Source organism: Rickettsiales bacterium, from assembly GCA_035765535.1.
Taxonomy (GTDB): Bacteria; Pseudomonadota; Alphaproteobacteria; order Rickettsiales; family JABCZZ01; genus JABCZZ01.
Window position 1 is genome coordinate 1 of the sequence record DASTXE010000005.1, and the last position, 23503, is coordinate 23503.

The 23503-nt window shown below is 44.0% G+C and carries 25 protein-coding genes; 14 read left to right on the forward strand and 11 right to left on the reverse strand.

Annotated elements, in window-relative coordinates; genetic code table 11:
- On the forward strand, window positions 1–654 hold a 654-nt coding region (locus VFT64_07515), incomplete at its 5' end, for an ankyrin repeat domain-containing protein (protein HEU5047674.1).
- 177 nt (window positions 655–831) lie between these two features.
- Here VFT64_07515 and VFT64_07520 read toward each other — a convergent pair.
- Together VFT64_07520 and VFT64_07525 are read right to left on the reverse strand one after the other, a co-directional pair.
- Window positions 832–1314 (reverse strand): hypothetical protein, encoded by a 483-nt coding sequence (locus VFT64_07520; GenBank protein ID HEU5047675.1) that lies wholly within the window; start codon window positions 1312–1314, stop codon window positions 832–834.
- Between the two features lie 20 nt (window positions 1315–1334).
- A complete protein-coding gene (locus tag VFT64_07525; GenBank protein ID HEU5047676.1) occupies window positions 1335–1796 on the reverse strand; it encodes a hypothetical protein in 462 nt (153 codons plus the stop codon).
- 75 nt (window positions 1797–1871) lie between these two features.
- Here VFT64_07525 and VFT64_07530 point away from each other — a divergent pair, with 75 nt between their 5' ends.
- From VFT64_07530 to VFT64_07540, 3 genes are all read left to right on the forward strand, one after another.
- Entirely contained in the window at window positions 1872–2075 is a 204-nt protein-coding gene (locus VFT64_07530) for a hypothetical protein (protein HEU5047677.1), read from the forward strand.
- A 177-nt stretch (window positions 2076–2252) separates the two neighbouring features.
- A complete protein-coding gene (locus VFT64_07535) occupies window positions 2253–2993 on the forward strand; it encodes an RHS repeat-associated core domain-containing protein (GenBank protein HEU5047678.1) in 741 nt (246 codons plus the stop codon).
- Between the two features lie 3 nt (window positions 2994–2996).
- Complete coding sequence (locus tag VFT64_07540; protein HEU5047679.1) at window positions 2997–3371, forward strand: hypothetical protein; 375 nt, start codon at window positions 2997–2999, stop codon at window positions 3369–3371.
- A 286-nt stretch (window positions 3372–3657) separates the two neighbouring features.
- Here the strand turns inward: VFT64_07540 and VFT64_07545 are convergent, their stop codons facing one another.
- On the reverse strand, window positions 3658–4899 hold the full coding sequence (locus VFT64_07545) for a hypothetical protein (GenBank protein HEU5047680.1): 1242 nt from the start codon (window positions 4897–4899) through the stop codon (window positions 3658–3660).
- 351 nt (window positions 4900–5250) lie between these two features.
- The gene (locus VFT64_07550) at window positions 5251–6114 is read right to left on the reverse strand and encodes a prepilin-type N-terminal cleavage/methylation domain-containing protein (GenBank protein HEU5047681.1); all 864 of its coding nucleotides are present in this window, start codon (window positions 6112–6114) and stop codon (window positions 5251–5253) included.
- A gap of 439 nt (window positions 6115–6553) precedes the next feature.
- Between VFT64_07550 and VFT64_07555 the strand changes: the two genes are divergently transcribed.
- The 8 genes from VFT64_07555 (at window position 6554) to VFT64_07590 (ending at window position 15251) form a co-directional block, all read left to right on the forward strand.
- Entirely contained in the window at window positions 6554–7903 is a 1350-nt protein-coding gene (locus VFT64_07555) for an acyltransferase (GenBank protein ID HEU5047682.1), read from the forward strand.
- A gap of 368 nt (window positions 7904–8271) precedes the next feature.
- The gene (locus VFT64_07560) at window positions 8272–8946 is read left to right on the forward strand and encodes an acetyltransferase (protein ID HEU5047683.1); all 675 of its coding nucleotides are present in this window, start codon (window positions 8272–8274) and stop codon (window positions 8944–8946) included.
- The gene (locus VFT64_07565; protein HEU5047684.1) at window positions 8943–9857 is read left to right on the forward strand and encodes a hypothetical protein; all 915 of its coding nucleotides are present in this window, start codon (window positions 8943–8945) and stop codon (window positions 9855–9857) included. Before VFT64_07560 ends, VFT64_07565 begins: the two co-directional genes overlap by 4 nt.
- Window positions 9832–10782 carry a GNAT family N-acetyltransferase gene (locus VFT64_07570; GenBank protein HEU5047685.1) on the forward strand — a complete coding sequence of 317 codons (951 nt, stop codon included), beginning with the start codon at window positions 9832–9834 and terminating at the stop codon, window positions 10780–10782. Before VFT64_07565 ends, VFT64_07570 begins: the two co-directional genes overlap by 26 nt.
- Window positions 10779–11702: a glycosyltransferase family 2 protein gene (locus tag VFT64_07575; protein ID HEU5047686.1), complete on the forward strand. Its 924-nt coding sequence runs from the start codon at window positions 10779–10781 to the stop codon at window positions 11700–11702. Before VFT64_07570 ends, VFT64_07575 begins: the two co-directional genes overlap by 4 nt.
- A 360-nt stretch (window positions 11703–12062) precedes the next feature.
- Window positions 12063–12497 carry an FdtA/QdtA family cupin domain-containing protein gene (locus VFT64_07580; protein ID HEU5047687.1) on the forward strand — a complete coding sequence of 145 codons (435 nt, stop codon included), beginning with the start codon at window positions 12063–12065 and terminating at the stop codon, window positions 12495–12497.
- Window positions 12494–13579, forward strand: coding sequence for a DegT/DnrJ/EryC1/StrS family aminotransferase (locus VFT64_07585; protein ID HEU5047688.1), 1086 nt, complete (start codon window positions 12494–12496; stop codon window positions 13577–13579). The genes VFT64_07580 and VFT64_07585 overlap by 4 nt, the downstream gene beginning before the upstream one ends.
- 4 nt (window positions 13580–13583) lie before the next feature.
- Window positions 13584–15251 (forward strand): hypothetical protein, encoded by a 1668-nt coding sequence (locus tag VFT64_07590; protein ID HEU5047689.1) that lies wholly within the window; start codon window positions 13584–13586, stop codon window positions 15249–15251.
- 404 nt (window positions 15252–15655) lie between these two features.
- Here the strand turns inward: VFT64_07590 and VFT64_07595 are convergent, their stop codons facing one another.
- The 5 genes from VFT64_07595 to VFT64_07615 form a co-directional block, all read right to left on the reverse strand.
- A complete protein-coding gene (locus VFT64_07595) occupies window positions 15656–16816 on the reverse strand; it encodes a hypothetical protein (GenBank protein HEU5047690.1) in 1161 nt (386 codons plus the stop codon).
- 59 nt (window positions 16817–16875) lie between these two features.
- Window positions 16876–17349, reverse strand: coding sequence for a hypothetical protein (locus VFT64_07600; protein ID HEU5047691.1), 474 nt, complete (start codon window positions 17347–17349; stop codon window positions 16876–16878).
- A gap of 288 nt (window positions 17350–17637) precedes the next feature.
- Complete coding sequence (locus tag VFT64_07605; protein ID HEU5047692.1) at window positions 17638–18030, reverse strand: DUF202 domain-containing protein; 393 nt, start codon at window positions 18028–18030, stop codon at window positions 17638–17640.
- Window positions 18031–18164: 134 nt separating this feature from the next.
- Entirely contained in the window at window positions 18165–18554 is a 390-nt protein-coding gene (locus tag VFT64_07610) for a hypothetical protein (GenBank protein HEU5047693.1), read from the reverse strand.
- A 182-nt stretch (window positions 18555–18736) separates the two neighbouring features.
- The gene (locus VFT64_07615; protein ID HEU5047694.1) at window positions 18737–19447 is read right to left on the reverse strand and encodes a 2OG-Fe(II) oxygenase; all 711 of its coding nucleotides are present in this window, start codon (window positions 19445–19447) and stop codon (window positions 18737–18739) included.
- Window positions 19448–19613: 166 nt separating this feature from the next.
- Here VFT64_07615 and VFT64_07620 point away from each other — a divergent pair, with 166 nt between their 5' ends.
- Together VFT64_07620 and VFT64_07625 are read left to right on the forward strand one after the other, a co-directional pair.
- Complete coding sequence (locus VFT64_07620) at window positions 19614–20483, forward strand: DMT family transporter (protein HEU5047695.1); 870 nt, start codon at window positions 19614–19616, stop codon at window positions 20481–20483.
- 195 nt (window positions 20484–20678) lie between these two features.
- A complete protein-coding gene (locus VFT64_07625; GenBank protein ID HEU5047696.1) occupies window positions 20679–22088 on the forward strand; it encodes a hypothetical protein in 1410 nt (469 codons plus the stop codon).
- An 18-nt stretch (window positions 22089–22106) separates the two neighbouring features.
- Here the strand turns inward: VFT64_07625 and VFT64_07630 are convergent, their stop codons facing one another.
- Together VFT64_07630 and VFT64_07635 are read right to left on the reverse strand one after the other, a co-directional pair.
- Window positions 22107–22700, reverse strand: a complete 594-nt coding sequence (locus tag VFT64_07630; GenBank protein HEU5047697.1) for a YdeI family protein — start codon at window positions 22698–22700, stop codon at window positions 22107–22109.
- A gap of 83 nt (window positions 22701–22783) precedes the next feature.
- Window positions 22784–23500, reverse strand: a complete 717-nt coding sequence (locus VFT64_07635) for a hypothetical protein (protein ID HEU5047698.1) — start codon at window positions 23498–23500, stop codon at window positions 22784–22786.
- Between the last annotated feature and the right edge of the window lie 3 nt (window positions 23501–23503).

The following is a 23503-nucleotide window of genomic DNA, read 5'->3' on the forward strand; positions in this document are numbered from 1 at the left end:
GTGGCTAATATTATCACCGGTTCCATGCATTTCGACGGACAAGTGAAGTGGGATGAAGTTTATGACAATGCGACTGATGCAACTCATTTCCGGCAGGCTTATCAAAAAGCTTTATTGGCAAAAGAAGCAATACCGGAAGCATTTATTCATAAGGCTATCTTATTGAATATGGAAGACTTGATCGCAAACACGCCTGATACGCAGTTTAAGGATGATCAAGCAAGTAATGAAAGTTATGGTTATGAGCCTTTTATATTTTATGCACTTGATAACCCCTCAATGATGCAGTTGCTAATCAAAAAAGGAGTTGAGGTTAATGGAAGAAATTGGTTTGGGAAAACAGCTTTGATGTATACTGCACAGTGGAATCTTATGGATGCAGCTGCATTATTACTTAAAAACCGTGCTGAAGTTAATGCTGTAACTCCTGTAGCGGATCCAGGTAATTGTGAGAACCCTGCAATAACAGGACGTACTGCCTTATTGTATGCGGCAGAAAATGCATCAGCACCGTTGATTGAGTTATTGATAAAATCAGGAGCCGACACTAAAACTAAAAATAGTGTGGGAAAAGACTTTCAGTACTATATGGCATTGAACAAGATGCTTACAAATGAGGAGCGGGTGCGTATTATTAAAACGCTCCGTCAATAGGGTGCTGTATAAGCCTGATTTGTCTGCTTTAACCAAAGCTACCGAATAATCAGGATCAACTTATTGCCATAGCCTTTAAAATGCATCCCGTATTTGGGATGACATATTCGTAGGCATATCGTAACTGGTTTCCGTGGTGCACAGGTGTCTTGATATACAGCTGGTATTTAGCAGCCGTTATATGGCTGAAAACTGACTCGATATGATGAAATCCTCATACCGACTATCCCGGTGAAGTTCTTTCGTATTGTATTGTGCGATGTTGAGGAGATCGAACTTGCTCGCTCCTTTTGCGTTCAGGTCAATAATATGCAGGCTGCCGGATGGCAGGATCGACTCCCATATTTTTTCTGCCGTAGAAGTGAAGTCCGGATGTTTGCTGCAAAGCAGTGCATGATAATGCAAATTGCTTTCTACATGTTCGGGAAACGCAATAAACAGTGTCCGTTCGTCCGGTTTCATTCTGTTAAAGTGTCTGCCGTATAATTTTCGATCCAGCATCGCATGGAACCGCTTCAGTGTCGTCCTGCCAGATGCCAATGTTGTATGGGTGTTAAAATTGAATGTGACGTAATAGTCTGACGGCAGGCTGGCGAGCCAGTCTGTTAAGGCTCCGCGAAGCCTAATGGAAGAGTAGGGGATATCCTGAGCTGTTTGCATCAAGATATTTATATGCTGTTCTATGAATTCGAGCGATTCTTAATAATAATTGGCCTGCTTCCAGAAGCATCGCCTTCCAGATCAAGTTCGATCATTAACCAGGTTTTGCCTTTGGTAAGGTGAGCGGAAATATCTCTATCTCGTACAACTCGTTTATTTTGTGTGCGGAGATTTTCTATATCCGGCATATCTTTAAGATAATCATCATCCAATTTACTTAGCCAGCGCTTGGCTGTGTCATCGTGTATTTCCAGTATATTACAGATTTCTCTTCTCGAAACGCCACAGAGATGCATCAAAATTGCGGCATGTTTCTGAGTAACAGTTTTTCTAGGCCTTTTTATTTCTTTTAGAAAATATTTTTGGCAGTTTCGACATAGATAACGTTGAACGCCATTAACAATACCTGCTTTAACCGTAATATTGCTATCGCATTTGGGGCATTGAACTTTTTCTAGTAATGCTGATTTCTTACGGGGCATACGTTAAACCTAATACCATGTTGTCATATGTGTAATCTCTATTGAATAATAAAGCAATTTTTAATGGAGATGAATATGAACGGAAAAACTGTCGCTACAATCCGTAAGGAGGTAGGCTTAAGCCAAGCAGAGTTTTCACGCAATTATGGGATTAATTTATATACTCTCCGTCAGTGGGAGCGAAAAGATACTCCACTGGACTCTGCGGTTGTCTCCTATCTCACCTGCATCAAAGCTAATCCCGAGTTAGTGTTAAAGTTGTTAGTAGATGAGGCATAATCATAGCATTGTCCACTATGCAGTTGTTCCAATAGTGGTACAAAAAAAGTTTTTTAATAATCTTCTTACCTGTTTCCTTGCATTATTCTTACGTTCTATCCTATCCATAGGGATCACCTAAATACGCCGGTGAAGATGACGAATGCGAGCAAGGCCATTGTATGGGACCGCGTGCGTATGCCATTCGGGGAGGACTTCTCATTGACCGCTTCGGTCACCAACAATATGCGCTTCCCGGGGCAGTATGTCGATACGGAATTCCCATCGCTCGTTAATAACGGTTTCCGTACTTATGATCCGACACTTGGGCGCTACGATCAGGATGATCCAATTGGGCTTAATGGCGGCATCAACAGCTTTGCGTACGTTGGTAATAATCCTATGAAGGGAGTCGATCCTTCAGGCCAGTTTGTGCAGTTCATCGCCCTTTGTGCAGCTAGTCCCGCCTGTATGGAGCTATCCGCTGCTGCTTTGATTTTTACAGGAAATGCCGCATATCAGTATTATGAGAATGGTAGTGTAAATTGGGCTGATGCTGCTGCAAATGCTTCTTTTGCCTTTAATGGAGGAGTACCCAGCGGAGGTGCTGGCGCAGCAGCAGAAGAAGGTGGAATGTGTGCAGGAAGCTCGCTACAATATAAGCTACTTAAAGATGACTTGACATATCAAGAAGCAGCTTCAAACTTTACGAATGAGGGAACGTTGACACAGCAAACACTAAGCCAAGGTCAAACTATTATTCCTAACAGTTCCTTAGGTAATAAGGCAGCATTTCCGGCGGGGGTGGATAAAAATGTTGTAAATATCAACACCCCTCATGGACCAGCTCAGGTTCATTATTATCAGAACCCAGCTACTGGTCAGACGTATTATGGTCAGGATTATAAAGTAATATTTAATAATCCTTTGGGGAGATAACGCATGAAAGTCCGCTGTATAAAAGTATTGAATGGGGTAGGAGAGGAGGTGAAAGAATCTCCTTGGATTACATTAAATACAATATACGACGTCATTGAAATCAGTATAAGTCAGACACCGGAATACAGAACATATCTCCGTCTTATTACGGAAAATCCAATACCCGCTATATATTCTTTAGAACAAGTAGAGTTGGTAGACGGTTCTATACCATCTAACTGGATTATACAAATGTATCCTCCTGGCACTATTTCACTTGCTCCAAAACCTTGGTTGGAACCTGGCTTTTGGGAAAGGTATTTCGACTATGATCCAAAGGCGATTAAGATATATGAAGAAGAAATTCAGAAAATGGGAATCGAATTGAATAAATCTTAAGGAGTCGCCATCTATCCAATCTATAAAGATTCTAAAAACGAACGGCGAATAAAAGAACGAAAAAGTACGGAATTAAATCGAGGCAGAGCTACGCTAGGCTACGTAGAGTAGCGATAAGCGAGTCCGCAATAACGTACAGAAATTGCGTATTCTTCGATAACCTGCTGTAGTCTAATAGCTTATCTGTTCTGCGCCTAAGTGTCTTGGTAATGACGGGGTCGGGTTTTCGATTAACCTCAGCAGCACCATTTCTTCCTGATTTTGTGGGGATTGCCGGAGAAGCGTATCAGGCACGGCCTTTACCGGACTGTGATGGTTGTTTTGCCACCTTCATTTTCCCGGATTTGACCACTTCGGGAACTTCAATCGCGGAGACAAGTATTCTCATTGCCTTACCGGCTTCTTCAGTCAAGTCCGCATAAGCAACGCTTGGGTTAGTCATAGACATTTTTAATGTATCGGTAGCATCCCCATAAGCCTGACCTGTCAGTAATGCCTGTAAATCGCTTTTATTCCTGGCTCCGGCCACTTGTGTTGCCAATGCAGATATACGTGCTTTTTCTGCGCCATCGTTAACTCTGGTTGCCAAAGCGGCCATTATCAAAGCCAGATTTCTTGCATCTGTATATTCTTCCGGACCGCATATTTTACCGAGTTCGGTTTGCATACACAGAATTGTCTTAGCATTACTCCTATTACCGTCAGCACGAAGGCTTTCTGCTAAACCCCAAGCCTGCAATTTTCCGATATTATGTTTAATTACCTTAACGATTTTTTCTTTTGGCAGGCCATATTCAATTTCATAAGGGGGAGCGGCCAGATCAGTGCATATCTGTCCCAGATCCTGGCCTGCGCCATTTAGAGCGGATACTCCTCCTTGCTGTAAAACCTCTTTCAATGATTTTTCGGGCAATCTAAAGAAGCCGTATTTGCCGACAAAGCTATAGAGCGCCACTCTGCGTGCCAGATTCGTCGCGGCTTCTATTTCGGCGTCTGTTAAATCCGGTGCAATATTTTGTGCTCTGCTCTTATACTGATCATATTCACTCAGTAGTTTTGCTTTCAGAATACCCAACTTTTGCGGAACTTCCGTAGGCCTGTCTGCACCTGCCGTACCATCTTTATTCTGAGCGTTTTGCCGCTTACTTCTTTTTTCAGACTGACTTGTTTTTAGTGCATCCTCAGCCGCGTCGTAGATGTCCTGAGAAATTGCTGATAGAAGGGCGATATGCTGATTATCCGGAGATGCTGCCGAGGCCTGTTGAACACGCTCCAGCAATCCTGCACTTGCCGAACGGTATAATTTATGCACATCCGCCCAGTAATTATCAGGCATCATGTCAGATCTTAAAGATGGGCGCTTATCATTTCTGTATTTTCTTGTTGCAAATACTTCACCTACTATCTGTTGCCCCCATTCAGGCATGTCTTTCCAAGTGGAAGTATAATCAGCATCGATATCGACCGACATATAGGCGATATGCATGAGCATATTTTCCAGCTCTTGCGGATGAATGTATTGTGTCATCTGTTATCCAACATTGCCAACACCTTTACTATTTTAGCACATTATTGTTGGAGTTGTGTTTTTATGTTCGGCTTCGCCAGATTAGAGTGGATTGCTAGGTTAATATATTGTTATATATAATAATTCTATTAATCGTTTAAAACTATCTGAGGCTTGTATTTGCCAGAATAAAAAAGCTTGTTAGCTTGGCGTATTGGAAGGACGAGGTGATATGGAAGATATGCGACTGAGTGAGGTGCGCCTTCCCGAGAATAATAGATAGGGATAATTGGGGTCGGAAGTTCAATTCTTCTCAGCAGCACCATTTCTCTCAGATTTTGTGCGGGATTGCCGGAGTAGCTTTTCGATCCGTTAAAATCCGCCTAAGAAAAACAGGCTGCATTCAGGGGTATTCACGGAAGTATTATAAGCGGACGCAGAAGCGGTAGCGGAAGTCGTGCAGTTTGAAGTTCCGGCGGTGCTGAAATAGCTGCCTTTAGGAGGGGAATTAACCGAGCCTGAGCCCGGTTTGCCGTCATCAATCTTGGAATCAATCAGCATCGCATCTAATGGTGAAAACGCTGAATAGGCACTCAGGTTTTCGTAGTCATGCGATGGGCTGGGTTCGGCTGTGCCCAGAGAGATGGCATTGCCGCAGAAGTTGTTATTAGAAAAGTACATAGGGCCTCCCGTATTGAGGCACATATACTGGACGGAGTAGCCCCACTTGGGGTTAACAGTGGAGGGTGCTATATTCTGACCGATAGTCTGTATTCGTGTGCTGCCGTCCAGACTCAGCAGGGTGCCGGTATAGGAATTGTTGATGAGGCCAGCATTGGCGAGATGCTTCCAGAAATAATAAGGTTCATCATCGCACAGTACGGACATGTAATTCTTGCCGTCGCAATAGCCATCTACGCCGCCATTGAAAGAACCGTCTATCAATCCGTTGCCGTTGCCATTATTAGTTGCGGTGCTGCTGAGCGAACCGGACCAACCGCCTCCACAGGCGCAGTCGCCCCAAAAAGTCGTTGCATTAGCCATGTCACCTGGAATGGCGTTGTATTTACTCTGGAACGTCATGACGGCGGTTTTAAGCTTCTCTACTTCGGAGAGAATAGCGCGTCGCTGCGATGCTTTGATCAGCTCCTGTCCGGTCAGGATACCTCCTACAATAAGCCCTATAATAACCAGCACAATGCTGATTTCGATTAATGTAAAGCCGGACTTTGACATATGTTTTATATAATGGAGGCGATATCTTATTATAAATTAGAGCGATTTTATGTTCAACGATTGAAGTGTGTACTGTTATTTGTAATAGGTCCAGCAGATACACCGGTAGTATCAGAGTGAAGTCTGTAAATAACTGTTATAACTCCTACTATACCAGAAGCTTTTAAGTGAATTGAATATATATATATTCATTTGAATAGGGATTGAAATGATTTCCTATCCCTGGCCTATCGCATAGGAGAGATATGATATGAAACTCGTTTTAAATACCTCTGTATGTGTATCAACCTTTTGCGCGAAACTATTATGTCAAGCAAAGAGAAAGTTTGTTTATTAGTGAATCTGTATATTCCACTCACAAATAAGGACTTGTACTTTTAAGGAGCAACAGGTTACATGAATTGTTGATATTAAATTCAATATACATACAGAGAGTGTAATGCAGACAGCTTTAGAAATAGCATTTATATGTGTAATTCTGGCAGGAACAGGAATGGATTATTTTGTTAGATTGATAATTCATAAACATGTTTCTTTACTTAATCTTGGATGCGCACTGACAGCTATATTGGGGATATATCTTTTTCAGAAGGCAACTTCGCGACTTTTACCTGCGCCTATTCCTTCTCCTCAAGCCGAGACTAATTCTTTTGTACTAGATCCGTTTAAGTCATTATTAAACACTGCAGATCCGCTGCTTGTCATAAGGTTCTTTGCTGCATTTATTGTATTTACAACCCACATTATGATTCTGTTGCATCCGACCCCAGAAGTTCTTGCAGGAAAATGGCAATTTCTCAGTGGGGGCGCACATGCCGGCATGGCAATCTTTTTTACCTTATCGGGATTCCTAATGGGAAAAGCCTTCTTATCAGGCCGATACCATGCCTCACGCAAAGGAATTCTAATTTTCTATGAAAGCAGATGGATAAGAATATTTCCCCTAATGTGTTTTGTGTTTCTGTTTTTGTGTGTTCTGCAATATCCTAGTATTCTAAGATTTACTCCATTATCAGCCTTTCGGCTTTTTACCTTCAATTACTACGGGAATACGCTACCGTTTAATGGTATAGGAGCCATGTGGAGCCTCTCTGTCGAAATGCAGTATTATGTTATAGCTCCTTTTATTTTTCTGCTGTTTAATAGAATCATGACTACTTCTCCTAAGAAGGGAATACTGCTGCTTATTGCTGTTATTACCACTCTCACCTTGTTAAAAGGCTGGGTTGCCAATCAATATATGATTTTAGATACTCCCGTTCGTAATCCCCTTCTATTTTCACTGTTTGGGAATTTACCGTTCTTTTTGATAGGATTTCTATGTAACTATCTTAGCTTTCGCGTGCCTGAAAGAATTGCAAAATATATTGTCAACTGTTGGATAATCCCTTTAGAGTTTGCACTGGCTTTTTATCTTTGCAGCTTCGTATTAGCGATTAATTTTACATTCATTTCCATTGGAACGGGAATAACAATAATATTGTTAGATGGCATAAGGCACACTTCTGCATATAAGGATCTGCATCGATTTAGCATGTTTAGGATTCTTCAGATATTTGGTGTGCTTTCTTATGGCTTTTATCTTTGGCACTCAGGTATAGGGTATGTTCATTCGCAACTCTTTCCTCATGGATTCAGCACGCACTCATCCTATTTGTTGGAGGCTCTCATCGTCGCCAGTGTTGTTCTTGTCTTTTCCTTTATCACATTCGTTCTTGTGGAAGACAGATTCAATGCTTATAAACCTATCAATCGCTTCTCAAAGCCAGTCTCAAATATGCACCTTTGAATAATCAAATGCCTTCTATAAAGAATTTCACATAATCTGCGAATTCATGCTGGAATTGATAATTATCTTATGAAACTTGCCAATTTATCTTGGATATATTCCCTTAATAAGGCCCTGAGGATGAAATAAGGTTTCACGATTTATGGCAGGCATTCGTTGCCGGGGTATAGCATAAACTGCCGTCCTACATGACGAAGGCTGGTGAGTTACAGCTTAGCAGAGATATCGCGGCATTTTATCTAGCATATAGAATATTTGTAATTATCTTTTCGTTTATTGCCCTTGAGGAGGCCAGCTACTAGGCTATTTACTCTTACGGTCCGGAGCATTATAAGTGCAATAGGCAATTTGAATAATCAAATATTTATATGAAGAAATTAGTAATTGTTGGAGCCGGAGAATTTGCACATATCGCTTACGAGTATTTCACTCATGATTCGGATTATAAAGTAGTTGGATTTGCAGTAGAGAAAACATTTATTACAAACCCAACCCTAGTTGGGTTGCCAGTGATTCCTGTGGAGGAAATGGAAAACATCTTCTCTCCAGAAGCACACGCGGCATTTGTGGCGGTGACATTTACCCAATTAAATCGTGTACGTACTCGTTTATACCGTATGATGAAAGAAAAAGGGTATAAGCTTGCCAATTACATCAGCAGTAGGGCTTTCGTATGGCGTAATGTTATTTTAGGAGAGAATATATTTGTTTTTGAAAATAATGTAATCCAGCCGTTCGTAACCATAGGCAATAACGTGGTGTTATGGTCAGGTAATCATATTGGGCATCAGTCTGTTGTGCAGGATAACTGCTTTATATCATCATATGTTGTAGTTTCCGGATATTGCACTATAGGGGAAAATAGTTTTCTGGGTGTCAATACAACGATTTCCGATCACATTACAATCGCAAAAGATAACTTTACACGTCCAGCTACCGTTATTACAAAGAACACAGAGGAAAATACAATGTACGATGGAAACCCAGCGGTAGCACTCAAAGTGCCTACTAGGCGGTTCTTTAAAATTGCCGAGTCATTATGAAATGGATTAAGGAAGGACTTGTATTCGGTCCTGCCGGACGTGTTTCTTGGGCAGCGCATTCCGCATTGCAGCCCAGTCCATTACGCTTTAGTAAAGAGGTTATCCGTATTTATGCCGGTATGAGAGATGCCGATGATATTTCCCGCATCGGATATGTCGATGTCAAAGCGGATAATCCGTCAGAAGTTATTGGGATATCAGAGGCTCCTTGTCTGGATATTGGCATCGCTGGATGTTTTGATGATAATGGGGTTGTACCCTGCTGTGCAGTGCAGACACAAGAGGGCATTTATCTATATTATGCGGGATACCAGTTGGTCGGTAAGGTACGATTTCTGGTATTTGGAGGTCTGGCTTTCAGTCGTGATGGTAGCAAATTTGAGCGTGTTCAGGTTGTGCCAGTCGTTGATAGAACCCCAACAGAAACTCTTTTTAGAGTTATTCATACGGCTATGCAGGATGGCGGGCGCTGGCGCATCTGGTATGGTGGCGGTTCGCAATTCCAGCAGGGTAAATATAAAACACTTCCCGTTTATGATATTCGTTACACAGAATCTGCTGATGGTATTCACATTCCCCAAGAGGGTAGGGTAGTACTGCCGACTTCAGGTGACGAATACAGGATTGCAAGACCGAATGTTATTAAAAAGGCGGATGGCTACCATATGTTCTTATGTCATGGTAGTGAAACAGATCCTTACAGTTTGGGGTATGCATACTCCAAAGATGGCATAAACTGGATTCGCAATGATGCTTTATTGGGATTAGAGAAAACTTCCGGCAGTTGGGATAGTGAGATGATGGCATACCCTGCCTATATCGAAACGGAAGAAAACGCCTATCTATTTTATAATGGGAACAATTACGGCTATGAGGGGTTTGGTTATGCAAGGCTCGTCAGTGCGGATTGAACCTTACACATCAGCATACAAACCAGCTTGGGATGCATTTGTCACTGATTCAAAGAACGCGACCTTTCTTTTTTATCGTGATTACATGGACTATCATGCGGACCGATTTCAGGATAGTTCGTTGCTGATTTATGATGAGAATGAAAGACTGGTTGCTTTATTCCCTGCCAGTATTAAGGATACCACGGTCACTTCTCATGCAGGTCTTACCTATGGTGGTATTTTGTCCTGCAATCGCATGACGGCAGGTAGGATGCTACTTATATTCACAGCAGTTAAGCAGCATTATGCAAAGCTTGGCATTTCGCGTATGCTATATAAAGCGATTCCGTCGTTTTATGCAACGGTTCCAACCGGTGAAGATTTGTATGCTCTTTTTATTCATAATGCCACTTTGATCCGTCGTGATATCACCAGTACAATATTCATACCGGAACGCCTTCCATTTGCCAAGGGTAAGAAATATAACCTTTCAAAGGCGCGTAAAGCACATATTACCGTACGCAAAACACAAGACTATGCAACCTTCTGGGAAATTGAAACGCAGGTGCTCAAAGAGCATAATGCTGTGCCGGTGCACTCTTTAAAGGAAATAACGTCTCTTGCTTACGCATTTCCGAACAATATACAATTATTCGGCGCTTTTATCGACGATAAAATGGTTGCTGGCATTGTCGTATATCAATCCAGGAAAACAGCCCATGCCCAATATATGGGAGCGAATGCGGATGGGCTACAATATGGGGCATTAGATGCAATTATTGCCTATCTGCTGGATGTAGAATATAAAACATATCTATACTTTGATTTTGGTATTTCCACAGAAGATGGGGGAAAGTTTTTAAATCAAGGGCTTATTGCCCAAAAAGAAATGCTTGGGGGGCGCGCCGCAACCTACGATCATTATGAAATGTCCATCGAATGAAGACACTCTCTATTGTTATACCTGTCTATTTTAATGCAGAATCCTTGCCAGTGCTTTTCGAGCGATTGAAGGATATCGAGCTACGTATTACCACTTTGGAAATGGCACTAGAACTGATCTTCGTCGATGACGGTTCAGGCGATAATTCGCTTGCTGTGCTACTAGATATCAAACAGAGCAGGCCAGCAACCAAAGTTATCAAGTTAACACGCAATTTTGGAGCAGTACATGCCTCAAAATGCGGTCTGCAACACGCAACAGGTGATTGCTTTATGATTCTGGCTGCAGATTTGCAGGATCCGCCAGAATTGATCATGGAAATGGTGCAGAAATGGCAGGCAGGTTCAAAGTTCACGATCTGTGTACGTAACAGCCGTGAAGATCCTGCAGCCAGTAAATTATTTGCGGTCATTTATTATTGGTTGCTGCATAAACTTGTCATATCCGATTATCCCAGCGGTGGATATGATATGGCTTTAATTGATAAGCGGCTCATTCCGCATTTGCAGAACAGCTCTAAAAATCTTTATACGCCATTGCTTGCCTACTGGCTGGGCTATAAGCCGGAAGTTATTTATTATCGTCGGGCTAAGCGTGAACATGGCAAGTCTCGCTGGACTTTTACGAAGAAGTTTAAAGCATTCCTGGATGTAATGCTTGGCTTCTCCGTTACTCCTATACGGCTAATCTCCTGCATTGGGGCAATTATATCGGCATGCAGTTTTGCATATGGTATTAATATTGTTATACACGCTCTATTGGGGGATATTTACGTTCCAGGCTTCGCGTCCATCGCTGCATTGATTACGTTTCTGTTAGGCCTTATTATTTTGATGCTTGGAATGATGGGGGAATATCTCTGGCGTGTCTTCGATGAACTCAATAAACGCCCAGAGGTTGTCATTGAAGAAATTTATTAGGAATCGTTTCATCCGCTTTATATGCACTGGTGGTGCTACCACTGTGGCGAGTTATTTAATTTACCTGCTGATGTTGCATTATGTAAGCTATTATCTGGCATTTTCCTTTTCCTTTGCAGCAGGAATCATCATTGCTTATCTGCTCAATAGCCTCTTTGTATTTAATGTACCTTTGACGCTTTATAGGCTGACTAGTTATCCTATTGTGTATTGTGCTCAATATTTGGCTTCCCTTGCTTTGTTAAGCCTTGAAGTGAGGTTGTTGGGGCTTGACCAGCGATTTGCTCCTCTTATAAACATAGTTTTGCTGCTACCATTCACATTTTTACTGAATAAGCACTTTCTTACCCGGGGGATGAAATGATTGCTACATCCATAGATGATTGTAAGCTCATACAATTGCCTAAGATATCCGATCCAAGAGGGAATTTAACGTTCATTGAAGCCGAGCGGCATATTCATTTTCCTATAAAGCGCGTATACTATCTGTATGATGTTCCGGGCGGTGCAGAACGTGGCGGACATGCACATAAGGCGTTGCATCAGTTTCTAATTGCTATGTCTGGCTCATTCGATGTTGTGTTGGACGATGGTCACCGGAAAAAGACTATTCAGCTTAACCGAAGTTATGCGGGCCTGACCATCTGCCCCTATATATGGCGGGAAGTGAATAATTTTTCCTCTGGGGCCGTTTGCCTGGTGCTGGCATCTGAATATTATGACGAGGCCGATTATTTTAGAGAGTATGAGAACTTTATTAAAGCGCGTAGTTTCCTACGAGAAGCTGTAGCATGATTCCGTTTCTTGACCTGAAATCCATTAATGCGCGGTTGCGTGAAGAATTTCATACAGCGCTTGATCATGTACTGGATTCTGGCTGGCTTGTCCTGGGTAAGGAAGTAGATGCTTTTGAGCAAGAGTTTGCGGATTATTGCGGTGTCAACCATTGTATCGGTGTTGGTAATGGGTTGGAGGCGTTACATCTCGTTCTACATGCATGGAATATCGGTGCAGGGGATGAAGTTATCGTGCCATCTAACACTTATATTGCTACATGGCTCGCTGTTAGTTATGCTGGTGCTATTCCCGTTCCCGTCGAGCCTGATACTGTCACATATAATATTGACCCTGCTCAGATTGAGGCGGTTATAACTCCTCGTACAAAGGCAATTATTCCCGTACATCTTTATGGTCAGCCTGCCGATATGGACCCTATTCTGGCAATAGCAGAAAAATACAATCTTAAAGTACTGGAGGATGCCGCACAAGCGCATGGTGCTAGTTATCGTGGGAAAAAGACTGGAGCACTTGGGCACGCAGCTGGCTTTAGTTTTTATCCTGGCAAGAATCTTGGAGCGCTAGGAGATGGTGGCGCAGTCACGACCGATGATCCGGAACTGGCAAAACAAATACGCCTATTGCGCAACTACGGTTCAAATATTAAGTATCATAATGAAGTAAAAGGTTTCAATTCGCGGTTAGATGAATTGCAGGCTGCTTTCCTGCGTGTGAAACTTAAAACTCTGGATCAGGATAACGCTACTCGCCGCAATATTGCGGCTGTCTATCTTGAGGGGCTGAAAGATCTTGGCTTAACCTTACCTTGTGTGCCGCCATGGGCAGAGCCGGCATGGCATTTGTTCGTTATTCGAAGCCCTGAAAGAGATTCGTTGCAAGCACATCTGCATAATACCGGAATCGGTACCCTAATACATTATCCCATACCCCCCCATTCACAACCTGCTTACCATTTGCAGCGATCTTACCCTGCTGCACAGGCGCTCAGCCAGGAAATTCTAAGCCTTCCTCTTACCCCGAATATGCCGCAGGAGCATGTGCAAAGAGTCGTTTCTGCATGCCGAACATTCAGGAATTGACCGCATGCATGCTGTTAAAACCACCGTTGCCTGGACTACCATTGGTATTCTAGCCGTTGCTATCGGACTTACGTGTTTCTCGCCCCTTTATCCCGACGAGTTTGCTTACAAAATATTCCTTGAGCGTTACTTTATTAACGGCGGCTTTAAACAATCAGTATTGCCTTTCTGTCCTAGTGGATTTCTGGTAAGGCCCGGTGCATTACTTGTCCCGGCAGCTATGTTTTGGGCAGTTATAAGCCATCTGGGAGATACATGGATATCTTATCGTTTCTTACCCTATATAGGGTTGGCATTTTTATATGGTGTGTTGATCTGGCATAATCTGATAAGGGGAAACCAAACTTTTTGGCCCTTATTATTATTTTCTGTTCTGGGACCTATGCTGTATGGCATTACCATGCTGCGCCCAGAAATTTTAATACTTGCGTCATGTATGGCATTATACGCAATGGCTGTTCATATGCTTTCTCAGCAGGGTGTACGGCTTTACATATATGCGGGTACACAATTAATCATTTTTAGCTTCATTGCTTTTGTCCATCCGAAGGCTCTATACCTTTCGGTGCTGGTAATAGCAGCAATCATACTAGCATCAGCAAATATTAGACGGCTTTCCACCCGCATTTTGTACATAATGTTGTTTCTTGGACTCTTGTTCGGACTTATTCATGCTACAATACAGTTACATGAAGCAGGCTTTCTATCATGTGCTTCTATTCCTAATATAAAGGGAAGTATGGAAGCACAGGCGGCAAACCCTCTCGATTTGCTTAAAAAACCTGATGTATTTTTCTCTAATTTATACACAGCAATGCGATGGAGCCTGTTAGAACAAAGCCTACAGCGTATGATGTTCCACCCACCTTATCAGGTGGGATATCTGCCCCCGCTTAACGGATATTTTGATAGTCTTGAAAATGTATTGATAGTTGGAGCTCTTCTAGCACTTGTTTCCTATATTATAATAAAGTTATGTGCTTGCCTGTTTTATTTAAAGTTTCCGGCAGATCGGAAGCAACTTTATTTGGTCATCTCAGTGATGATTTCTTTATTTGCTCCCTTCTTTCTAAGTATTGTTAAACATTTTTATGAAGTTGCTTTTTTCACCTGCTCACTGATGATTGTAGCTGTATTGCTCTGGCCCTTTTATGTCCAAGCGGAGATATTGAAAGGTCGATATGCAAAATTTAGTACTCTCTTAAGCATCTCAATGCCTATTTATATGATAGTTGCTGCTATATTGGGTGCATGGCTGGCATATCACGATTTTACCGTTGAATTTAGGAAAGGTTATGAGGGGCCTAGCCAATCCTATATGACGGATAGAAACGTTTTGAGTAAAAAAATACGACAGGTCTTGACAGATCAGCAGATACCAGTGACGGCCCCGATGATTATAGATGATATCACATATGATGCCGTAAAATACCACCCGGTGGTTGTGCCTGTTACATATCTAATGCTTGGATTGGGCTTTATGCCTAAGGCTGTAGAAGATTCCTTGGCAACTTATAATGTACACTACGGTATTATTAGTTGTTCTCTCTATGATATGCTCAAGTCGCTGCTTCTCTCTAAAGAGATAATGAAACTGCCTTATACTAAAGAAGTATATAAGATAGGGCTTATCCAAACAACTCTATGCTTGTTTAGATTAGATTCGCATTGAACCTGACGATACTATAATCAAGCAAATACGGAAAAGTACGGCGAGGAAATCTGTGGTGAAAACACGAATTATATAAGTAATCAGCTAGGTTGCTAACCTAGGGTGTGACCTTTGGTAATGACGGGGTCGGGTTTTCGATTAACCTCAGCAGCACCATTTATCCCTGATTTTATGCGGGATTGCCGGAATAGCCTCTTGGGCCCGGTCATTACATTTTCCAAAAAGTACGGTATCTGCCAACAAAACCTGACCTTATAACATTGTATTATAATCCCCGGTGAGGAGTACGTCTTGTGCTTTCTTCCGGTCTTTGAATACATGTTTCTATGAGATGGAATGGTTGGTTGAACCTAGTCCTATTTAACGGCTGCGAATATTTGTCGAGCGGGTTAATTCTAATCGTCTTACCGCGGTAGTAACGTCTTCCGGGTAACTTGTGATATTCTTGATGATATTTCCTCCACAAGTTCTCTTGCTTGCGGCGTTCTGTTTAGAAATTGTGTGTTGCTTGCTATTACATGATCTCGATCATGCCGACGGGCACCCGATACCCTTTGTCTGTTTTGCTCTTCAAGAAACGCTTCAACTTCATTTATCATTTCCTGCAATGCAGGCGCAATGCCATGTTCTGCTTCCCGGAAATTACGCAGGACGGTGGATAATTTTCTTCCTCCAAGAAAATGAGCATCCTTAATTTTTCCCCAGGGAATAATAGTGGTGTGCATAGTGTGAGCTGTAGATGCAATACCTGTTTTCTCCATATACTGCGTGGCCATGTCCGTCACTTTCTGCGTCATTTCCTCTACTTCAGAGGGAGTGCAATGGCGTGTGAAGACTCTTATCTCTTCACCCTCCGGCGATAAGATGCTTGCCTGTACCGTGCGTATTTCATGCCTAATGCCTTCCAGCATTTTCCATCCGTTTGCGTATTGTGTAGAGTCGCGAACTTTTCCTTCGAAGATGGCTGCTTCGGCGGGGGGCAGGTCATGTTTGACCATTCTTCTTTCATCAGGCATTACTCCGCTATTGGATGGCAGCGCATCGAATGTATTGGACAGTTTGACACCCTGTTCGACTATTTCTTTCAGCAGCGCTCTGCTGCAGGGGCATTCCAAGAATATATTGTCTTCAGCACGCTCTTCGGCAGGTATAAAACCGTTATAACCACCTGCTTCCACGATAAAGCCGCAGACATATTGATTGAAGCGTGCAAAGGTCGCGCGGTCGTTCTTAGTGGCGATCCGTTGTTTGGTTGCTTCGGCCTGCGCCATATGCAAGAGATCGTCTGTAATGGATTCTATCACATAGGTGCTGGTGACAATATTAGCGGTTCCCAACAGATCCTCGATAGAAGGAACTTCTTTTCCGCCCGAATTTCTAATCACATAACCGTGGGGATTGAGAAGATCGCCCTGACGAACGATCATTTTTTCGGTCAGTGCCTGTTGCAGATCTATATTAATATATGGATTGTCAGGAGCATGACCAACCCCCGGAACATTATAGATAGCTTCTGATACCAGATTCTTGTTGTCTTCACTCAGTACGGGCCATTTACGCAGCAAATCATATAAATTTACCGTGCCGTCCGGCTGGGGCAGGATATTTTCATCTATTCCGTATTTCAGCCAATATCCGGTATCTTGCGATCCAGTTCGATGAGCTTCTGGACACTCCCAAGATCATAGATGATAGTGGCCATCTCAAGCCATGCCTGCAAGTGCGGTTCGAGCGGTGTTTTTGGATTTTTGATATCTTCCAGATAAGCCAGATTACCCGGCGAAAGATCAACCGCTATGGATTTATCTGCATATCCAATCGCTGCAATAAGGTTTTCCGGGGCAGGGCCTGTTCCCAGGTCAACATGTGTCACCTGGCCGCCGCGTGCATGAATCTGATCGTATATATGGCGTTGTTGCTTGGTGCCTAACACCACTGCTACAAACATTTCAAAATCTTCTGCGCCGATTCCCAAAGGAGCTCCATCCGGACCAGGGATCATGCCAGTTTTATAATAGGACGCATACTGCCGTGCCTCTTTGAGGCCTACTTCGTCCAGGTATCTGCGCTGGTCCGGCTGGTCAGTGTCTAGAGGCATAGGTATGATTTCACGTAGATAGATAAAACATAATAATACGCTAGGAAGCGTTAATTTTTTCTTAATAAATTTGGTGTTGCTGGAGGGAATATTGCGGAAAATTGATGTGAATTTTTATAGTGTCCTCCGGCCAAGCTGCGAAGGCTGTTGCGTTGTAGCGATTTTATCAGGGCCTACAGGAACTGTTTCGGGATTTCAACCGCAGAGGCAAGTATTTTCATCGCTTTGCTAGTTTCTTTATCAAACCCTGCATGAGCAACACTTGAATAAGCTGCCGTCATTTCTTCCTTAAAAATTCTTGGCTGTTAAGAGCATGTAAATAATCATTGCGATAGACAATAAAATAATGGCAACGGTGACGGTCATAACCAGTGCATGATTGGCTTTTACTTCCCCTCGCTCTATCGCTTTGTTCGTAAAATGGTAATGGCAGGCAGCTGCCCCTATTAGAAAGCCTCCGAATCCCATCATGGCTATACCGATGGACATGGATATTCCGGTGACCGGTAGAGGTTTGCCCGGAGTCAGTCGTGTAGCAATTTCATGCATCCAGACGCTGAATTTGGCAATGACAAAGCCGAGACTGATAACGGCAATGCTTGTTCTCACCCATGCGAGAAAGGTCCGCTCATTGGCAAGATATTCTGTCGCTTTTCTTTCATGCGTAATGGGCGCGGCCATATGGTCTCCTGTTCCTGATGCAGTAGTATAGACCACCTCTTACATTCGGAACGGAAAAAATATCAATATGATTATCATAGAAAAGAGGCGACAGGCTAAGCCTGTCGCCTCACATATGCTAACCACTAACCGATTTATTGATGAGTGGTAGTCGAAGTATCTTCCGTCGTTGAGCCATTGACGGTTTTCTTGTGGCTGCTTTCAACGGTGCCGTCGCTTTTGATTTTCTGCTTATCTTTGATTTTTACGGAATCTTTGCTAAAGAGACCGGTTTTCTTGGTTTTTTTGGTTTCCAGTGTTTTTTCACCGCTGCCGTCGGCATTTATATCAGCATTAAATTTGGTTTCGCTGCTTGTTTTAGCGCCGGAGTCGGTTTTTTCAGAAGAATCTTTTTCAGAGTAATTTCCATCGGTATCTCTGGTAACTTTTGATTTGGTTTCGCTGGTGACTTTGTCTGCTGAGAAAGCCGGAGCGCTGAAAGCGATAAGAGCAGCCGATACCATCAAAATATATGTTTTCTTCATATAATTCCCTGTTGTTAAATTTAATATAAAAATTCCTTAAGCGATTATTCGCGTTGGAAAATTTATCTCACAGGATTTAAAGGAAGCATTATTATTTTACGATACGTAATACCGGCCTTTCGTATTCTTTTTCTATAAAGAAGGAATAATTTCTGACTTAGATTAGCACATTAGCGTCAACGCTACTGCGCATCATGGAAAATGATGCCCAGCGTATAGCGGTGGCCTTGGCGAAGCTTGCTTATTCCGTGGCGCATATTCACACAGTAATAGCCCTTTGTGCCCTTTTGCGGGCGATTGTGCACGGCGAAGATGACGGCATCGCCTTTGGTGAGCGGTATGACTTCGGCGCGTGTCTGCATACGTGGGCGTTGTTCGGTCAGTACAAATTCACCACCTTCAAAATCCTTGCCCGGCTCGGAAAGAAGGAATGCCGCCTGAAGGGGGAATATCTGCTCGCCGTATAAATCCTGATGCAGGCAGTTATAATCATCCGGTCCGTATTGCAAGAGCAGGGGAGTCGGACGGTTCTGGCCTGCCGTATGGCACTGTTCGATATAGGCAGCATGTCGATCTGGGTAGTGCATGTCGATTCCCATTAACGCATTCCAGCGATTGGCCACCGGCACCAGTTTGGAATAAAAAGCCGTGCGAAGCTCTGCAACTAGCTTTGGCAATGGATAAGAGAAGTATTTATATTCTCCTTTACCGAAGCCATGCCGAGCCATCACAACACGGCTGCGAAAGCCTTCCTCGTGTCCATACAGGGAGGCGATGGAATTGCACTCTTCCGGACTCAGTACATGTTTAGCCAGTGACCAGCCGAAGGTGTTCAGTTCCTCGCTTATTCGCTGCCATTCAAGGTTTTCGATACGTTGTTTGATCGTTGTCATAGTTCATTTCTCCTTGAAATTCTAACTAGTATGCCAGCCACGGTTATGCGCTAGCTGCTTTCGGCCATGGAAATTAGTAAAAAGTATAAGCGGCAAAAGAGAGCATTATTGCTGTAATGGATTTTATATTATAAGAGTACAGCGCAAACTGTACTAATGAACGTCTATGGATAATACGAAATCATCCTTGCAAGGGTGGGGCAGTGGCCTTATCGGTGTGATTATTTTTAGTGGTTCCCTGCCTGCTACACGTGTTGCTGTTGCGGGATTTTCTCCTCTTTTCTTAACCTCTGCCCGCGCTACTATCGCGGCTGTGTTAGGGGCGATGCTTCTGGCGGGGTTGCGGCAGGCGCGGCCCGCGCGCCAGGATATTATGTCTCTGGCCATTGTCGCTGCAGGCGTTGTCATAGGCTTTCCTCTGTTAACAGCGCTGGCGCTCCAGCATATTACGTCGGCCCATTCTATTGTCTTTATCGGCCTGCTGCCGCTGATGACAGCGTTTTTTGGCGTGGTACGCGGTGGCGAACGGCCACATGCGCTGTTCTGGCTCTTTTCCTGCCTTGGCAGTATGACCGTGGTTGCTTTTGCATTCAGTAATGGAGGTTCGGCATCCCTCACAGGTGACGCGCTTATGGTTGCGGCTATTATTCTTTGCGGTCTTGGCTATGCCGAGGGGGCGACACTTTCGCGCAGGATCGGAGGATGGCAGGTTATTTCATGGGCACTTGTGCTTGCTGCGCCTTTGATGCTGGCACTGACGATGGCTACATTGCCGGCGTCGCTGCATAATATCGGTGTTTCAGCCTGGATCGGCCTTGCCTATGTTTCATTGTTCAGCATGCTGCTGGGGTTCATATTCTGGTATAAGGGACTGGCGCTCGGCGGTATTGCACAAGTTGGGCAACTGCAATTGCTCCAGCCGTTTCTGGGGCTGCTTCTGGCCGGATGGCTGCTGCATGAGCCGATTGCATGGACCATGATTGTTGCGACGGTGTTTGTGGTTGGCTGCGTAGCTTTTGCCAGAAAACTTGCCTGACATTTTTCGGTTTCTGGAAGGCAATCACGCCATACCTTTTATAGAGGGTATGAAGATATAGTATATTTATCATCAGGCGGATATGCTGCGTCGGTTGTATATTGGACTTATAAGTCTATTTGTTACATTTTCTTAAATATATGATATAATGTAATAGCGTCAGCTATTAATTATTCAACGAAATCCAACGTAATTATGGCCGATAACGGAACTTCATTGGGGCAGGATCTGACCTTGGATAATGTGCAGCAGATGGTTGCTCAGGCGCATTCTTTTGTGCAACTTAATGATCCTGCTGCACTTACTACCACAGTGACTGTTCTTCCCCAAGGTCAGCCAGTCATAGTGGATGGATTTGCCTTCCTTAACTTTACTGGAACTGCAGGAACTCAGCCGCAGGAATGGCCGCCTTCTGACCTTTCAAAATTTGAACAGATGGCGCAGGTGCTGAAGAAGCTCGAAAGTAAGATTGCGAGTGCAGAAGGAACTGGATCGCAGCCATTCAATCGTGTCGTTCATGTGAAACGCATGCCTGCAGGAAATGGTCGCGGCTATGGGATGGATCCGAGGCCCCTGCTTGGAATGGATTATGGTGAGACTGCCCATCCTCAATCCGATGTGGAACTTGATGCTATACTGGCGCATGAATATGCACATCAGCTCTACGGTGATGGAAAGCATAATCTGGATGATGTGAAATCCTTCCTGACGAGCCAACCTAACGGTTACCTGAAAACATACAGTGAAGCCCCCGATGCTGAAGTAAATAAACTGGAGCGCCTTCCAGATGTGGCTAAGGCTTCTATTCTTGGAAATGTGCAGCGATCTGTCGAACAGTATAAGCAATATATCACAGAGTTATATGATTACTTGCAGCGCTCTCCTTCCTTCGGGGTATCTGCGGAAGACATCCTGTATGGCATGGAGACAGGGGATGATACGCAGCGAGAGTATTTTGCGGGGATAGATAAAGGGTTGTTATCCAGGATGCATAATAATGCATTGGGAAATATGGTTGGCGGTGTGCCAGTCCCTCTGGCGGAGGCACAAATTCCGCATACAGTCGATGAGATACGCAGCTTTATGGATAGCCAGCTTGCGCAAATTCAGGCAATGCAGCCCTTGGCGAATGCAATGCTTTCGGCTGTACAAGCTATTAATTATGCGCAGGAGAATCGGGCCGATCGTTTTATGGCACGTATTGCTGATGATCCTTCGGCGGCGAAATATTTTATGCATGAAAGCGTTCCGGAAGACCGGAAATATGGTACTGACAGCCATCCACCTATTGCAGACCGTTCTAGTAATATAGACAATGCTGTTGCAGGGCGTGTGGTTGATGAGGCTGCCATGACCGGTGGCTTTGTCGATGAGTTGTCTGGGGAAAGAAGAAATGGTGCTTTTGCGGGCTCCTATGTGGGCGGGGATGGCGATGGGGCAATTCATCCTGTTCGTTCTCCGGCTTCCCTGCGTGGGACAAGGGAGGTGCTCAGCATGCATGCATTCACAACGGCAAGCACAGCCATTGGAAATGTGAGTGGCCCGGAATCCCGAACCTCTGGACAGGTTGCTGAACCGGATTCTACTCAGAATCGAACCAGGTGAGCTTGAGCCAGCTTGTACCTAATCGTCCAGTCCTTTTCCTTCCAATATCTGCGGGATAGATTTTTCTATTCTCGATTCCCGTGTTTTGGATTGTTTGGCGGAGGAAAAATGCAGCAGATAGCCTCTCTGCCTTCCCGGTGTCAATGCATCAAAAGCGGCTTTAAGATCGGGATCTTCGTCAAATTTGTTTTGCAGTTCTTCCGGTACTTCGAATTCTGTCGTCTTCTTAAAGCTTACTTTTAATCCAGCTTTTTCTACTTCCAGCGCTTCTTTGACATAGGCTTTCAAGATGGAGGTCATCTTGGTGATCTCCTTTGCGCTGGTAAAACGAATCTGACGTCCTGCCTGCACATTCTGTGTCTGCTGGACCAGGATATTTTCCGGGTCCTTCATCAGAGCGCCCTTGAAGAATAGAAGTGCACAATATTCCTTGAATCCATGCATCAGGACAATGTTGTTTTCCTGAAACGTATAGCAGGGCTGGCCCCATTTCAGGGTTTCGGTGAGTCCGCAACCAAGCAAGAGTGCTCTTAGTTTTATAAATTCCTCCTGCCATTGTGTGGCTCTGTCTAGGAATCTATCAACTTTGGGATCGGTTTTGCTTTTGGTCATGCGGCAGTCCTGTTTGGGTGGAAACCAAACCCTGATATAGGTTTCATAAAAGCTTGTCTATGAAAAGACTAACGTCAGCTATTTCATGTAGAAGTGCTGTTACTGGTGTTACCTGTGGAGGACGTATCGCTTTCCTTGCCGGCCTGCTGCGCAGCGATATGATGATGGTGATGCATTCCTGCTTTTTGCGCCTTTTGCATTGCCTGGCTGTTCGCATCCATCATGTCATCCAGCGCGTTTTCCAGTGACGTTACGGCGCTCTGCATGAACTTGGATATTGCATCATTACCGGATGAAGAAGCATCCATAGGCGCACCGTCCGCCCGGGTGAGCAGTCCTCCGCCGGTGATGCTGGAATTGGTAGCTTCATCGAGATTGTTCATATCCTGATTGATGATGTCGAACATGCCTTGCAGATTAACGGTGCTGGCTGTTATTCCGCTGCCATCGCCGTTGTTGATATCCGGCATATGAACGATGCCGTCAGCGTCTGCTACACCTATGCCTTGAAGGCTTGCAAGCATTGCCTCGAAGGCGCTCTGTGCGCTGCTTCCCGAGCCATTGGCAACGAAGGCCGAGCTATTGCTGTCCGCGCTTGCGCTATAGGCTCCAAAGGACATAAAATCCGATTCGCTGCCGTCTGCATTATGTATTTCGGTCAGGCTTAGCTCAAATGCGCTGCCATAGGCAAATTTAGGGGCATCGGAACTGGTGGCTGCGGCGCTGCAACCAGAGCCCGATGAAGGCTGTGCTGAAAAGCTGGGAAAAATAGACGAAAAAATATTGTTGATGCTGCCCATGCG

Coding starts and splice junctions, on each gene's coding strand:
- VFT64_07520 (HEU5047675.1), bottom strand. CDS start 1,314: ATGCAAACAGCTCAGGATATCCCCTACTCTTCCATTAGGCTTCGCGGA.
- VFT64_07525 (HEU5047676.1), bottom strand. CDS start 1,796: ATGCCCCGTAAGAAATCAGCATTACTAGAAAAAGTTCAATGCCCCAAA.
- VFT64_07530 (HEU5047677.1), top strand. CDS start 1,872: ATGAACGGAAAAACTGTCGCTACAATCCGTAAGGAGGTAGGCTTAAGC.
- VFT64_07535 (HEU5047678.1), top strand. CDS start 2,253: ATGCCATTCGGGGAGGACTTCTCATTGACCGCTTCGGTCACCAACAAT.
- VFT64_07540 (HEU5047679.1), top strand. CDS start 2,997: ATGAAAGTCCGCTGTATAAAAGTATTGAATGGGGTAGGAGAGGAGGTG.
- VFT64_07545 (HEU5047680.1), bottom strand. CDS start 4,899: ATGACACAATACATTCATCCGCAAGAGCTGGAAAATATGCTCATGCAT.
- VFT64_07550 (HEU5047681.1), bottom strand. CDS start 6,114: ATGTCAAAGTCCGGCTTTACATTAATCGAAATCAGCATTGTGCTGGTT.
- VFT64_07555 (HEU5047682.1), top strand. CDS start 6,554: ATGCAGACAGCTTTAGAAATAGCATTTATATGTGTAATTCTGGCAGGA.
- VFT64_07560 (HEU5047683.1), top strand. CDS start 8,272: ATGAAGAAATTAGTAATTGTTGGAGCCGGAGAATTTGCACATATCGCT.
- VFT64_07565 (HEU5047684.1), top strand. CDS start 8,943: ATGAAATGGATTAAGGAAGGACTTGTATTCGGTCCTGCCGGACGTGTT.
- VFT64_07570 (HEU5047685.1), top strand. CDS start 9,832: ATGCAAGGCTCGTCAGTGCGGATTGAACCTTACACATCAGCATACAAA.
- VFT64_07575 (HEU5047686.1), top strand. CDS start 10,779: ATGAAGACACTCTCTATTGTTATACCTGTCTATTTTAATGCAGAATCC.
- VFT64_07580 (HEU5047687.1), top strand. CDS start 12,063: ATGATTGCTACATCCATAGATGATTGTAAGCTCATACAATTGCCTAAG.
- VFT64_07585 (HEU5047688.1), top strand. CDS start 12,494: ATGATTCCGTTTCTTGACCTGAAATCCATTAATGCGCGGTTGCGTGAA.
- VFT64_07590 (HEU5047689.1), top strand. CDS start 13,584: ATGCATGCTGTTAAAACCACCGTTGCCTGGACTACCATTGGTATTCTA.
- VFT64_07600 (HEU5047691.1), bottom strand. CDS start 17,349: ATGCCTCTAGACACTGACCAGCCGGACCAGCGCAGATACCTGGACGAA.
- VFT64_07605 (HEU5047692.1), bottom strand. CDS start 18,030: ATGGCCGCGCCCATTACGCATGAAAGAAAAGCGACAGAATATCTTGCC.
- VFT64_07610 (HEU5047693.1), bottom strand. CDS start 18,554: ATGAAGAAAACATATATTTTGATGGTATCGGCTGCTCTTATCGCTTTC.
- VFT64_07615 (HEU5047694.1), bottom strand. CDS start 19,447: ATGACAACGATCAAACAACGTATCGAAAACCTTGAATGGCAGCGAATA.
- VFT64_07620 (HEU5047695.1), top strand. CDS start 19,614: ATGGATAATACGAAATCATCCTTGCAAGGGTGGGGCAGTGGCCTTATC.
- VFT64_07625 (HEU5047696.1), top strand. CDS start 20,679: ATGGCCGATAACGGAACTTCATTGGGGCAGGATCTGACCTTGGATAAT.
- VFT64_07630 (HEU5047697.1), bottom strand. CDS start 22,700: ATGACCAAAAGCAAAACCGATCCCAAAGTTGATAGATTCCTAGACAGA.
- VFT64_07635 (HEU5047698.1), bottom strand. CDS start 23,500: ATGGGCAGCATCAACAATATTTTTTCGTCTATTTTTCCCAGCTTTTCA.